The following is a 12,682-nucleotide window of genomic DNA, read 5'->3' on the forward strand; positions in this document are numbered from 1 at the left end:
GCCGGAATTTGGCCTTCCTCTGCTATCCCTAAGTTTTTAGGCTACCGCCAGCATTCCGACCATGCTTTGGAGCCGGTATTGCCCTTGGTTCCGAGCGCATTCAGCGTCAGATTTCCACAGGCTGTGTCGCTGAACTGCTGATCGGCGCTTAGAGTATAACCGCCGTCTCCATCTTCAGCCCCAACAGTCAGGGTGTACTTGCCAGTATCGGACGTTACACCGCTGCTTGTTGAGGAACGCAGTTTAAGTTTGGCAACATCCGCTGCATCTGTAATGTATCTATTGTTCTGGGCGAAGTAGCGCTCTTGTCGTGCCGCGGCCTCACTCAGCAGCGCTTGACCTTCTGTGCGATTGCCGCGGAGCACGTAGTCTTGATAGGAGGGATAGGCAATCGCCGCAAGAATTCCGATGATCGCTACGACAATCATCACCTCTATCAGAGTAAATCCTTTAGTTGTTCGCATTATGAGAGTCATTGAAATTCCTCTGGAATAATATGCCAGCTCTGGCGCCCGCTCGAATTAGGGTCATCGCCTACGGTTGCAGGGTCGTTGGCACCGTCACTGCCATACACTTTGTTACCTGGGGCCAGGTTGAAACCGCCCAGAGCAGGAAAGCGAACCCCTGATATAACCTTGTCAGTGTACTTATCGACGCCGTCTACTATGCCGTCTTTGCTCAGGTCAAGCACGTTGTAAGCTGTGCGTCCACCGGTATATGCATCAATCGCATAGAACCATGTGTCGGCTCCATCGGAGCAAGGGTCAAGATTAGGTGTCAGGCTGCTGTAAAACAACGTACGGCCGCTTGCAGACATATTATTGATGACCATTTCACCGAGTTTGGCTGAGCCTACCTGCAAATTAAGCTGCCAGCCCCATTCTGCAACATTTCCGTCGTCCTGCAGATCCGTCGTATCTGGCTTAAACCAGCTGATCATGTCATCGCTGAGGATCCGAATGTCATTAGTTGCCTGATTGCCTTCTAAGCCAACCAAAGCGCCGTCATTTTGTGTGCCGAACGTTTGACTTGCTAGATTGCTTCGTTCCTCCGCGCGAGCGGTGGCCTCAGTGGTAGGCTGAGCTCTTGTTTGGCGATCCCATATGCCATAAATGGTCATTGCGCGGCTTGTATCAACATTGGCGTCATTGTTTTCGAAGTATTTTCCGGTGCCGAATAGTACGAGGTAGCCATAGCGTGTTGGATGTCGGACCAGCGACGGTTGAATAGTTATCGGCTGCCGCGCCTCAATCTCGTTCTCATCATCACGAGCCGTAAAAAGCGGGGTTTCATTGTAGGAAGTCTTAAAGTCATCGGTGCTGACATTGACTTGCCGGTTTCTTGAAAAAGGGTCGCCCGACATGGTGCCGTCTGTGTTCACAGGTTTAATAAGATCAAACCGCCACAGGTTGCCCTGAAGGTCGCCGGCATATGCGTAATCGGCAATGCCATCGCCGTTGTTATCGGCTGCGCGCACGCTAGAAAGCCCATTGGGCAGGCTCGTGCCGTTCTCCACGACTTCGGGCAGTTCAAGCTTTTTCAGCAGGTCACCGGTCTGGATATCAATGATCAGCAATGCCGCTTTGTCATTTGTGCTGTTATACCCATTTCCCATCAGCACAGCCCACTGTCCGCTATGTAGACGAACAATCTCTGGCTGAGCGAAGGTGTAGCCTAAGTCTACGTCGCCGTTCTCGGCAGTCGCGTCGAATTCCCAGAGCAACTTGATGTTTGTCGGGTCGGTGATATCGAGTGCGAAGAGCGCTTTGCCGCCGGCACGCAGTGTGCCGACTAGAACGGTCCGCCAACCATCAGCATCGCTGAAATAAACATCGCGAACAATGGGAGATCCATCCACGAAGAAGCGGTGCTCGCCGCCAGCGTAGTTTTTGCCTGTCAGGCGATAGAGGTTCGGCATCACCTCGCTAGGTATGAACGAAAAATCCGCTTTGCCGGTCGATGCGTTAAACCCATGCAGCATGCCGTCGTTGGCACCCACATAAAGCATCTCCTTGCGCCCATCCGGGTTAGCTTCAGTGATTTTTTTATGGGTTTGGCGGAAATCCGCATAGCCCTGATACCCCGCTCGACCCTGCGGTGCATCCGCGCTGATAGGGTTTTCGATTTGGTCTGCTAGATACGCTAGATAGCTCGGTGTACCAACAATTACGGGACTTGAATTAATGATGTCCCCAATTACTGTGCTGCGCTTGCGAAAATGCTCATCACCACTGCCTTCGTTGGCGCGGCTGCCTTGAATATAGGCCACGCGCTCCTCACCCCGTCCATCTGAGGAGTTGTTCAGGCTCTCTGGATTTTTGTTAAAAAGAACCTTTTGCTCATCGCTGAGGTTGTTCCAATCGAAATTTTCCAGGCCCGATCCCTCGGTGGAGCCGGAGTTTATTGACACATCTAGAGTGGACTGGTTGCGCTCTTTGGAACTCCAGAGCTCTGTCTGCGTTCCGCTAGCATCAACGGAAGTCCTAACCATTTCCCCGCTCCAGTCCTCGCTAGAAAACTGTGTCGCGTAGATATTACTTTGAAGTTCTGCGCCGTCCGCATCCGACACGAAGGAGGCGGATACTGCCGGCCGTGCAGCTGTGGTAGTGCGATCCGAGATTCGATTGAGGATTTCTTGGAATGCCTCGACCATGGCTTCCGGACTATCAACGCTGAAAAACTCGCCTCGGGAATTAATTGCTGTATGCCAGAGATCGTAAATATTGTTCGCACTGTCGGCTTCAGGCTTTGGCCATGATTTTGCACCGCTAACGAGGTTGTTGTAGCCGTTACCCCCGAACGTGCCCTCGTCCTGGTCCCACTCTAAGCCTGATAACGTCAACGATTCCGTTAATCCAAGACCCATAGTGTAATTGACCATGTGCTGCCAGTCGGCGGGGTCGTTTTTTGGATCCCAGTACTGGATCGTGGCGTCGGTATTAGCGGCGCGTACATATGGCTTAAGGTTGTTTGCAAGATTGGAGTTTAAGTCGGTCGCCCAATAGTGCATAGCTAGGTCGGCCAGTGTATTTGTGTGGTCGCTTACATATGGGTGGCGTGTTCCGGAGTAATTTTTACCATCCGGTAAATTCACTGAACTATGGTCAGGCTTCAGGTTCGACGGGCTAGCATTGTTACCGTTCCACATGCCATCCGTCATCAAAACGTGGTAGCTGGGTCGGCATGAGTACTGAGGTGACTGTACGGTAGTTCCTTTTCCGCCCGAACTGGTAAAAGGATTGGGTGTCTTCGCCCACGCTTCGTCTCGCTTAAGGAATTCGCCGGCTCGTCCTAGTGCCTCGCGAAGCGGGGTACCGCTATCAAATTGGATGTCCGTAAGCCAGTTGAAGAAGTTTCCCTTGTGTTGAGTGTTGAATTCTCGAAGCAGGTTCTTATCGCAGGCTCCCTCGGTCAGGCTTTTGCAACTATTGAGGCTCTGCCAGTTAAACCGAACAGAGGACGATAGGTTATTGAATGCGATGTTGGTAGCGCTCAGTGTGGCTAGTGCTCGGTTACGGTAAAAGGAGTACCAGATCGCGAAATTTTCCCGCTCGTCAGTACCGTCAATTCCGGAACTGGCCGAAACGGTAATCAATTCATAACACTCGTCGTCCTCTTCTGATTCGCTTACACAGTTTGGCAAGCTTGTGTTAAATACATAATAGTAAGCCGGAACTCCTTTCTGAGTGTCGTTACTGGAGACACTTTGCCGCTCGCCTCTATATCTAGTCCTGCCGCTTGATCTGTAACTTTCGCAAGAGAATGTGTAATAGCCATTAAATGTACATTCCCTTTCATTGGAGAAGCTCTCTCGGCTGCCGGTAAGGTTTATGAAGTCGCTGGCGGGGTTTTCAGCAAGCCTGTATATCGTGCCGCTTCCAGAATAGTTCGTGCTGCTTGAGTAAGTGTAGCTCTGCTCTTGCGAAATGTCGTAATCCCAAGATACTTTATAGTCATCGCTTAGGTTTACCGTTCCGGCGCTCGTTTTAAACCCGTTTTGATAAGCGCTTGTGAAGCTTGTGCTATATCCAGGGCTTGCTTCGCTGCCATCATCATTCGTCTTGGTCGGTACTTGGTACGTGACCGCGGGGTTGTAATACATTGGGTTGAAGGTAGAGGATTTGGCCCTTCTAGTGTTGCGCCACCCACTACTTTCCATACCGATTCGGTCCGGGGCAAATGCGAAGCGCATACTTCCTGAGTCATCGAGAGTCAAAATCAGGTTTGGCGCAACCGTATCGTTAAGTATAAGTGGAATGTTGCTTATGTTTAACGCTGCTGCAGTCGCAGCCTGAGTTCCGCTGAGAAATAAAGCGCAGCCAAAGAAACTGGCGACGGCTTTTTGATAGAAAGTAAGGGCGCTCATAGCGGCTCCATGAGAACGAGTAAGAGGTTGAGAGAATGCGCTGTTATTCGCTTTCAATCCGGCCTTTCGAATTCAAGGCGGTCGTAGAACGCAAAGCGGCACTCAGATTATTACTAGTTGAAGAGCTGTTAATCTCATAGCGGAAAATCCCTATACCCATGAGCATATTCCCATACTCAGGATTTTCGTTTTCCCCTTGAGTTTCACCCGATGGTGCTATCTGTGCGTACCAAAGCGCTTCCCGCTCTAGTTGAGTGTCGTCGCTGGGGGAGTACTCTTGGTGGTCGGTGAAATCCTGCCCGTAGGCAGGCTCTCTGTCCAAGAGGCAAAGCGTTTTAGTTGAAATTCCATCGCAGTTGCTCGTAGGCTCCTGAGGTCCACGAACAGTCGCTCGGCGTTCGCCGTCTCTTAATGCTGATTCTGCAGTGCTCAAAAGTTTTTTCTGTTCGGATACGTTGCCTGTAATACGAGCTTCCAGCACGACTTCGCGCATATTAGAAATCGCCAATACAGTAAGGATGAGCAGGAATACCATTGCAATAAGCAAGCTGGCGCCGCGTTGCCGGTATATGGAGAGAGAAGGTGAAATCATGGCAGGCGATTCCTTATGCTAATGGTGCTTCCAGTCCTTGAGTAGAGTCGTCTGTCTGGCGTTTCTGCATCGTCGAGATATTTTGCGGACCATTGTTTGTAGGCCGCACTGTCCGACGTGTCGCTAAGCTGCGCGGATGTAGCGGTCAGGGCGGAATAGCGGATTGTACGAATTTCATCGTTCGAACCGGGAGCGAGCTTGTAGGAGTTCACGATTTTTGCGTCGTTTGAATTGATGCCGTATTCGAAGCGTATATCTACGATTCCATTGGCGATTGGTTGGCTGTTGCAGCGCAGCTCTTCTGTTTCGTCATCGAATTCAAATCTGGCTACGATCGGGTCTTCTTCAAAGGTTGTATATGGCTGAGATGGTATGTCCTCAACATCGTTGCCCTCGCAATCTTTCGCGTCGGTGAACGCCGGCTGATAGCGAATGCAGAAACTCTTCTCATCGACATATGTAATTGTTTGTCCGGCAGCGAAGTTGCAGCCTTCGGCTGTTTGGGCCGGAAATGAAAATTCGAATTCACTATCGGGCTGCCGTCGATACCCTGCCTTTGCCAGCTCTTGTTCGAGAATGAGTAGGGTGTATCGGCCATTTTCGATGTTTGTCGTTTGCCCTTGCTGAAAGAGATAGTTGCGCTTGTTATCAATATAAATCTGTGTGATGCCAAGTATTAGAAAACTACTGATGGCCAACGCCACTAGCAATTCGACCATCGAGAGTCCAGCTTGCCTGCTCATGTATATAATTCCTACAGTTCCGATCGAATTCGGTAATGGCAAAGCGAGCTGCTCGGTTCTTCCTCTTCGCCGTCCTCCCCGCCGTCCAGATCGGCGTCGTTGAGACAACCTTCCCCTTGGGCTTGCCAAGCAACCTGAATCTCAACCACAGAGCCGTTCGCACAGGAGCCAGGGGCCTTGGAACGACAAACGTGAAACTCGCCAGCGACTTCCTCATCCTTCGCGCCGGGAAGCAGGGCGCGCACATCTCTGGACCAGCACGCTAACTGCTGGGACACGGCGGAGTTGGCAAGTTCGATACAGCTGGTAGGGTCAGTAGCAGCTGGGGGCAGGCTATCGAATGAGTAGCTGCTGATTTCACTTGGATTAGCCTTGATCAGCTCAAATAGATCGCTTGTGAGCATCGCCGCTTGGTTTCGCTGCACGGAATCCTGAGTGTATTGAATGGCACGGCCTTGCATTGCGACGAGCCCGATAATGCCGATGCTGATAAGCAGCAGGGTGACCAGCACCTCGATAAGGCTGAAGCCATTTTGAGGAGTGAAAGGATGCTTCATGGCGTGCAGCTTCCCAATGTTTGGCCAGATTCGGTCCCACGAGCATGGAGCTGCGTTGCACCGCTTGCGCTGATGGTAATTAAGTATCCAGAGGAGCTGTCTGTATCCCGGCACAACGTCAAACGTGCGCTTTCTGCCGTTCCGTTAGGGGAGTACTCAAGGCTTGTGAAGCTCGCACGGATGTTGGCTTGTGCGGGGGTTGGCACGAATTGCCGCAGCACGGCCTGGCTAGTGACTGCGGTGGCCGTCCAGGCTTGCTGGTCGCTGCCGACCGTAACTCGAATAGTTTGACGGTTTGCTACCGCGGAGCTTCGTGCATATTGCAGAAACGCCTGTAGCTCTTCCGCATTACCCTGAAGCTGATTGTTGCGGATAAATGTGGACAAATTTGGCGTTGCAATGCTGACGATAATCGCCAGCAAAGCGACGACGATGACTAATTCGATGAGGGTGAATCCGTGCATGCCTGAACGACGAGACATGATGAGCTCCATAGAACTTGACGGCGGAAGCATGACGTTTGCACCGAACCGTGTCGCCATAGTGAAGACAGCCGGCTCGAATGGTTGGATGTTCGGTAATGGGGCGTTACGGTTTTGTGATTTGCATCTGATTATGAAAGCTCCGGTGCCAGTTGAATCAGCTGCAGTATTTAAGCTTCTTCTCGTTCTCCTGTTCACTGCCTAAGCGAATGCGTCCTTGTCGGCTCAATATGACCTGCCATGAAACGCGCTTGTCATGGCACTGATAAAAAAAGCCGTTACTGCTGGGGCTGGTTCCGTTGGTGTAGAAAACTATGTCATTTGAAAATCCGCTCCAGCGCAAAGGATTATCGCGTGCAAGCCGGCTGTGACGATGCGTCATCTCGCTCCGCAAGCTCCGAATCATCCAGCCGGACGACCAGTCGGTCTGGCATGCTTCGCCGTTTCCTGATGCACACAGTTCAATGGCGCCGCCGCTCATCACTGCATAGGCACGGGCGTACTGCAGAGCAGAAAGCATCTCATCGCGTATCGCGTGCTGCCGGTTTCGTTCAACGAAGTCAGCGAAGTTGGGTATGGCAATCGAGCTGACTATGGCAAGCAGTGCTACCGTGATCATCAATTCGATAAGCGTAAACGCCCGTTGTCGTTTGGGCTTCATGGTGCGCTTCCTTTTGCACGTATGATTCGGTCTTCCAGACGGCCCCTTTTTTAACGTCGTATGGTTCAAAGTCAAGGCATGAGCGGTGAATCTGCTGATCCATTGGAGATAAGTGTGGCTGATGTATCAATAGTCGTCGGCGGAGGCGTCATTGGCCTGCTTTCGACCTATCTACTGGCGAGCGCAGGCCAGGAAGTCGTTTTGCTCGAATCAGGTGAGACGGGCACCGAAGCCTCCTGGGCTGGCGGCGGTATCGTTTCTCCGCTTTACCCGTGGCGCTACAGCCCGGCGGTGACGGCGCTGGCGCATTGGTCGCAGGCGTTCTATCCGCAGTTGGGGGGACGGCTGCTCGAGCAGACCGAGATCGATCCCGAGGTGTACGAGACCGGGCTCTACTGGCTGGATTTGGAGGATGAAGGCGAGGCGCTGGCCTGGGCTGAGCGTCAGGGGCGCTCTCTGGAGCGAGTGCCGATGAGGCAAGTGCACGCCGCGGTACCCGAGCTTGGCGAAGGGTTTTCTCGGGCGATATTCATGCCGGGAGTCGCCAACGTGCGCAACCCGCAGCTTTTGCGCGCCCTGCGGGAGGCGCTCGCCAGGATGCCGGGCGTAAGGGTGATCGAGCACTGCCCGGTGACCGGTTTTATCCGTGACGGCGAGAGGATTCTTGGAGTCCACACGGCGCAAGGCGAAATACGAGCCGAACGGGTGGTGGTTGCCGCCGGGGCGTGGAGCGGTAAATTGCTGGCTACGCTGGGGCTTGAGCTGCCGGTCAAGCCAATGAAGGGGCAGATGATTCTGTTCAAGTGCGCCGCAGACTTTCTGCCGAGCATGGTGCTGGCCAAGCGGCGCTATGCGATCCCGCGTCGCGATGGCCATATCCTGGTGGGCAGCACACTTGAAGACGCAGGCTTTGACAAGACGCCGACCGAAGATGCGCTTGAAAGCCTCAGGGCCAGCGCTATCGAACTGCTACCGGCGCTGGCTGATGCGACCGTAATCAAGCACTGGGCCGGGCTGCGTCCGGCTTCACCCAAGGGCATTCCGTATATTGGGCCAGTACTGGGTCATGACGGCCTCTGGCTCAACTGCGGACACTTTCGTAACGGTCTGGTGCTGGCTCCGGCGTCCTGCCAGTTGCTGACGGATCTGATGCTGGGGCGGCCGCCTTGCATCGATCCCGAGCCGTACGCCCCGGTCGGTCGGCTCTGATGTTCGCCCGGATTTGATAAGCGCTTCGGAATGATGGCGAGCCCCGCGGTTTAGTGGGGTTTTGTTGTTAAGGCGGGATGGTTTAACGAGCGGTAGTGTCTGGAGCCGACTCCCTGCCGGCCGCGGGTCAGTTTTCGCCGCGGGTCGCGCCTCCCACAAGGTTTCGGTATGGGCTTTGGCCAGCGATGGGCGAGGCTTCTGGCTCGTCAGTGAACGGAACCCAGCGCTTCGATGTGGAGTGAGTCCGCATTCGCCACAATTCGTGTTTTTCCACAGGGCTCGGTATGCACGCGTTGCTCTTGTAGGAGGCCCGCCTCGGGGCGAAGCTTTTCAGGCTGTTCGCGGCGATGACGGTGCAGCGCTTCGAGTGAGCCGGTTTTGCTGTTAAATTGCTCGGCTTTGTGGCGCTGGGCGTAGCTGCGCCGATTTCTTCGCTCAAGAGGTTTCGTGTGGCCAAGAAAACCACCTCCTTGTCGGGCCTTGGCGGCCTGGTATTTTCCACCGATGCAGGGCGGCATTGTCCGGATTGCAGCCAGCCTCTGGATGCCTGTGTCTGCAAGCAATCCGTGATCCCCGGAGGCGATGGCATCGCTCGGGTTCGCCGGGAGAGCAAAGGCCGCGGTGGCAAGACGGTGACGACGATTACTGGCGTACCGCTTGCTGAAATTGAACTCAAGGAGCTTGCCAGTGCCCTCAAGCGTCGCTGCGGTACTGGCGGTGCGCTCAAGGATGGGGTCATCGAGATCCAGGGCGACCATGTTCAACTGTTGCTGGATGAGCTGATCAAGCGCGGATTTAAGGCAAAAAAATCCGGCGGTTGAGCTCTTTTTCTATCCAATCATCGTTTGCGCTTATTTCCTTGCGCACCGGCTGTCCAACCGGGATAGCCTTTCTGTCGTGTTCTACTGCCCGACAGACCACCATTTTTTCAGGAGACTTAGATGCCCGTACGACGCACACGTAAAGACGACGGCAGCCAATGGACCGCAGCGGACAGCCGTAGCGTTTACGGCATTCGTCACTGGGGCGCGGGTTATTTTTCGATCAGTGATGACGGTCAAGTCGAAGTGCGCCCGCAGGGACCGGTTGGCGAGCCGATCGAGTTTACCGGGCTGATCGAACAGCTGCGTGATGCGGGGCTGACTTTGCCGTTGCTGGTGCGTTTCCCGGACATTCTGCAGGACCGCGTTCGCCGGCTGACCGGCGCCTTCGATGCCAACATCGAACGGCTGGAATACCAGAGCAAGTACACCGCTTTGTATCCGATCAAGGTCAACCAGCAGGAAGCGGTGGTGGAGAACATCATTGCCACGCAGAACGTCGCCATCGGCCTTGAGGCCGGTTCCAAGCCCGAGCTGATGGCCGTGCTGGCGCTGGCGCCAAAGGGTGGCACCATCGTCTGTAACGGCTACAAGGATCGCGAATTCATCCGCCTGGCGTTGATGGGGCAGAAGCTCGGGCACAACGTGTTCATCGTCATCGAGAAAATGTCGGAAGTGGGCATGGTGATCGAAGAGGCCGCTGAGCTAAAAATCCTTCCGCAGGTCGGGCTACGAGTGCGATTGTCATCTCTGGCGTCGAGCAAGTGGGCCGACACGGGGGGGGAGAAATCCAAATTCGGTCTGTCCGCCGCGCAGTTGCTTACCGTCATTGAGCGCTTCCGTGCGGCTGGCGTCGAACAGGGCGTGCGCCTGCTGCATTTCCACATGGGTTCGCAGATCGCTAACCTGGCCGACTACCGCGACGGCTTCCGCGAGGCCATCCGCTACTACGCCGAGCTGCGCGCGCTGGGGCTGCCCGTCGACCATATCGATGTGGGCGGTGGGCTGGGGGTCGACTACGACGGCACGCATTCGCGCAACGCCAGTTCGATCAACTACGACATCGACGAATACGCCGGCACCGTGGTCGGCATGCTCAAGGAATTCTGCGATCGTCAGGAGCTGCCGCACCCGCACATTTTCTCCGAGAGCGGTCGAGCCATGACCGCGCACCATGCGGTGCTGGTGATGCAAGTGACTGACTTCGAGCGTCACAATGACGAGCCGCCGACCATCGAAAATTACGACGAGCTCCCCGAAATCGTCCAGGCGCTGGCCGATCTGCTTGGCCCTTCCGATCCGGAGATGGTGACCGAAACCTACTGGCGCGCCACTCATTACATGAGCGAGGCCGCGGCGCAGTATGCCTCCGGTAAGTTGTCGCTGGCGCAGAAGGCCCTGGCCGAACAAAGCTACTTCGCCATCTGTCGTCGTCTCTATAACCAACTCAAGGCACGCCAGCGCTCGCATCGCGCCGTGCTCGACGAGTTGAACGACAAGCTGGCGGACAAGTACATCTGCAACTTCTCGGTGTTCCAGAGCCTGCCGGATACCTGGGCGATCGATCAGATCCTACCGATCGTGCCGTTGCAGCGTCTGACCGAGGAACCGGTGCGCCGCGCCGTGCTACAGGACCTTACCTGCGACTCCGACGGCAAGATCAAGCACTACGTCGATGAGCAGAGCATCGAGAACAGCATGCCGGTGCATGAGATTCAGGCGGGGGAGGAATATTTCCTCGGGGTCTTCCTGGTCGGGGCTTACCAAGAAATTCTCGGCGACATGCACAACCTGTTCGGCGACACCGATTCGGTGAATGTGTATCAGCGCGAGGACGGCAGCTACTACCACGCAGGCATTGAGACCCACGACACCATCGAGGACATGCTGCGCTACGTGCACCTGTCGCCCGAGGAGCTGATGACCTACTACCGCGACAAGGTCTCCAGTGCGCGGCTCAGCGCCAAGGAACGCACCCAGTACATCGACGCGCTGCGCTTGGGTCTGACACGCTCTTCGTATCTCACGCCTTGAGCCAGCACAGTCGATAACGACGCCGAATGCAGGAATGCTAAGCCGCATTCCGGCACGCGGTGCCGGCTCGGGATGAAAGAGGTCGGCTTCGAGGTGAAGTTTTGGCTCTGTTGGCAGGCTTCGCCTGCATTCGCCACGGGGCGTGCCTCCTACAAGCGCACTGCGCAGGCGTTTGCGTCTGTGGGAGGGCCGACCCGGCGCGAAGCTTTTTGCTTTTAGACCTTTCTAACGAACTCCGATTTCAGCTTCATCGCGCCGATACCGTCGATCTTGCAGTCGATGTCATGGTCGCCGTCACACAGGCGGATGTTCTTGACCTTGGTGCCAACCTTGACCACCAGCGACGAGCCCTTGACCTTTAGGTCCTTGATCACGGTGACGGTATCGCCGTCCTGCAGCGTATTGCCGACCGAATCCTTGATGATCTTTTCATCGCTGGTAGATACCACTGGCGCTGTGGCGGACCACTCGTGGGCGCACTCCGGACAGACCAGCATCGGACCGTCCTCATAGGTGTATTCGGAGTTGCATATAGGGCAGGGCGGCAGAGCGCTCACGGCAGATCCTCGGTTTGGTGATGCAAAAAGCCGCGAATTGTATGAGTTTTTCCTGCTCTGCGGCGCAGGCGGTATGTCGTTTGCTGCGTGTTCCGGTCTACCCACCGGAGCGGCTGGGTTGGTTGCCCGCCGCATCGGTCACGGCTGGGCACGGGTTCGAATCGGTACGGTGAATTCAGGCTTCGTCCTTGATCGCCTGATAGCGCTCTTCCAGCTCGCGGCGGATCTGCCGGCGCTGCTGGGCCTGGGCGAAACGGCGTTTCTGGTCGGGCGTCTGCGGTTGTAGCGTGGGCACGGTTGTCGGGCGACCATCTTCGCCGACCGCGACCATCGTGAAAAAGCAGCTGTTGGTATGGCGAACCGTCTTATGGCGAATGTCTTCGGTGACGACCTTGATGCCGATCTCCATCGACGTATTGCCGGTGTAATTGACCGATGCCAGGAACGTCACCAACTCGCCCACATGGATCGGCTGGCGAAAATTCACCTGATCGACCGACAGCGTGACCACATATTGCCCGGCGTAACGGCTGGCGCAGGCGTAAGCGACTTCGTCGAGATATTTCAGCAGCGTGCCGCCATGTACGTTGCCTGAAAAGTTGGCCTTGTCCGGCGTCATCAGTACGGTCATGGTCAGTTCGGCGTTTCCATCAAGCATGG

At 55.1% G+C, this 12,682-nt stretch carries 12 protein-coding genes; 3 read left to right on the forward strand and 9 right to left on the reverse strand.

Features of this window, described 5'->3' with window-relative positions; translation table 11 throughout:
* Positions 1–41 precede the first annotated feature (41 nt).
* The 7 genes from AC2LD7_RS12040 to AC2LD7_RS12070 form a co-directional block, all read right to left on the reverse strand.
* The gene (locus AC2LD7_RS12040; protein WP_484597970.1) at positions 42–476 is read right to left on the reverse strand and encodes a type IV pilin protein; all 435 of its coding nucleotides are present in this window, start codon (positions 474–476) and stop codon (positions 42–44) included.
* Positions 473–4,366, reverse strand: coding sequence for a pilus assembly protein (locus AC2LD7_RS12045; protein WP_484597971.1), 3,894 nt, complete (start codon positions 4,364–4,366; stop codon positions 473–475). Before AC2LD7_RS12045 ends, AC2LD7_RS12040 begins: the two co-directional genes overlap by 4 nt.
* Before the next feature lie 43 nt (positions 4,367–4,409).
* Positions 4,410–4,958, reverse strand: coding sequence for a pilus assembly PilX family protein (locus tag AC2LD7_RS12050; protein WP_484597972.1), 549 nt, complete (start codon positions 4,956–4,958; stop codon positions 4,410–4,412).
* Positions 4,955–5,701, reverse strand: coding sequence for a PilW family protein (locus AC2LD7_RS12055; RefSeq protein ID WP_484597973.1), 747 nt, complete (start codon positions 5,699–5,701; stop codon positions 4,955–4,957). The genes AC2LD7_RS12050 and AC2LD7_RS12055 overlap by 4 nt, the downstream gene beginning before the upstream one ends.
* Before the next feature lie 11 nt (positions 5,702–5,712).
* Entirely contained in the window at positions 5,713–6,258 is a 546-nt protein-coding gene (gene pilV, locus AC2LD7_RS12060) for a type IV pilus modification protein PilV (RefSeq protein WP_484597974.1), read from the reverse strand.
* On the reverse strand, positions 6,255–6,740 hold the full coding sequence (locus tag AC2LD7_RS12065) for a GspH/FimT family pseudopilin (RefSeq protein ID WP_484597975.1): 486 nt from the start codon (positions 6,738–6,740) through the stop codon (positions 6,255–6,257). Before AC2LD7_RS12065 ends, pilV begins: the two co-directional genes overlap by 4 nt.
* Before the next feature lie 157 nt (positions 6,741–6,897).
* Entirely contained in the window at positions 6,898–7,401 is a 504-nt protein-coding gene (locus tag AC2LD7_RS12070; RefSeq protein WP_484597976.1) for a GspH/FimT family pseudopilin, read from the reverse strand.
* A gap of 78 nt (positions 7,402–7,479) precedes the next feature.
* On the opposite strand from AC2LD7_RS12070, the gene thiO reads away from it, so the two are divergent.
* From thiO to speA, 3 genes are all read left to right on the forward strand, one after another.
* Entirely contained in the window at positions 7,480–8,610 is a 1,131-nt protein-coding gene (thiO, locus tag AC2LD7_RS12075; RefSeq protein ID WP_484597977.1) for a glycine oxidase ThiO, read from the forward strand.
* 449 nt (positions 8,611–9,059) lie between these two features.
* Complete coding sequence (locus tag AC2LD7_RS12080; RefSeq protein WP_484597978.1) at positions 9,060–9,431, forward strand: translation initiation factor Sui1; 372 nt, start codon at positions 9,060–9,062, stop codon at positions 9,429–9,431.
* Positions 9,432–9,551: 120 nt separating this feature from the next.
* A complete protein-coding gene (speA, locus tag AC2LD7_RS12085) occupies positions 9,552–11,465 on the forward strand; it encodes an arginine decarboxylase (protein WP_484597979.1) in 1,914 nt (637 codons plus the stop codon).
* A gap of 215 nt (positions 11,466–11,680) precedes the next feature.
* Here the strand turns inward: speA and AC2LD7_RS12090 are convergent, their stop codons facing one another.
* Both AC2LD7_RS12090 and AC2LD7_RS12095 read right to left on the reverse strand, forming a co-directional pair.
* Complete coding sequence (locus AC2LD7_RS12090; RefSeq protein ID WP_484597980.1) at positions 11,681–12,022, reverse strand: zinc ribbon domain-containing protein YjdM; 342 nt, start codon at positions 12,020–12,022, stop codon at positions 11,681–11,683.
* A 175-nt stretch (positions 12,023–12,197) separates the two neighbouring features.
* Positions 12,198–12,680 (reverse strand): acyl-CoA thioesterase, encoded by a 483-nt coding sequence (locus tag AC2LD7_RS12095; RefSeq protein ID WP_484597981.1) that lies wholly within the window; start codon positions 12,678–12,680, stop codon positions 12,198–12,200.
* Positions 12,681–12,682 lie beyond the last annotated feature (2 nt).

The organism is Stutzerimonas sp., from assembly GCF_982611455.1.

What these genes read in the sequence shown, in the direction of transcription:
- speA (WP_484597979.1), top strand. Translation starts at nt 9,552, where the DNA reads ATGCCCGTACGACGCACACGTAAAGACGACGGCAGCCAATGGACCGCA.
- AC2LD7_RS12095 (WP_484597981.1), bottom strand. Translation starts at nt 12,680, where the DNA reads ATGCTTGATGGAAACGCCGAACTGACCATGACCGTACTGATGACGCCG.
- pilV (WP_484597974.1), bottom strand. Translation starts at nt 6,258, where the DNA reads ATGAAGCATCCTTTCACTCCTCAAAATGGCTTCAGCCTTATCGAGGTG.
- AC2LD7_RS12050 (WP_484597972.1), bottom strand. Translation starts at nt 4,958, where the DNA reads ATGATTTCACCTTCTCTCTCCATATACCGGCAACGCGGCGCCAGCTTG.
- AC2LD7_RS12070 (WP_484597976.1), bottom strand. Translation starts at nt 7,401, where the DNA reads ATGAAGCCCAAACGACAACGGGCGTTTACGCTTATCGAATTGATGATC.
- AC2LD7_RS12045 (WP_484597971.1), bottom strand. Translation starts at nt 4,366, where the DNA reads ATGAGCGCCCTTACTTTCTATCAAAAAGCCGTCGCCAGTTTCTTTGGC.
- AC2LD7_RS12040 (WP_484597970.1), bottom strand. Translation starts at nt 476, where the DNA reads ATGACTCTCATAATGCGAACAACTAAAGGATTTACTCTGATAGAGGTG.
- AC2LD7_RS12065 (WP_484597975.1), bottom strand. Translation starts at nt 6,740, where the DNA reads ATGTCTCGTCGTTCAGGCATGCACGGATTCACCCTCATCGAATTAGTC.
- AC2LD7_RS12055 (WP_484597973.1), bottom strand. Translation starts at nt 5,701, where the DNA reads ATGAGCAGGCAAGCTGGACTCTCGATGGTCGAATTGCTAGTGGCGTTG.
- thiO (WP_484597977.1), top strand. Translation starts at nt 7,480, where the DNA reads ATGAGCGGTGAATCTGCTGATCCATTGGAGATAAGTGTGGCTGATGTA.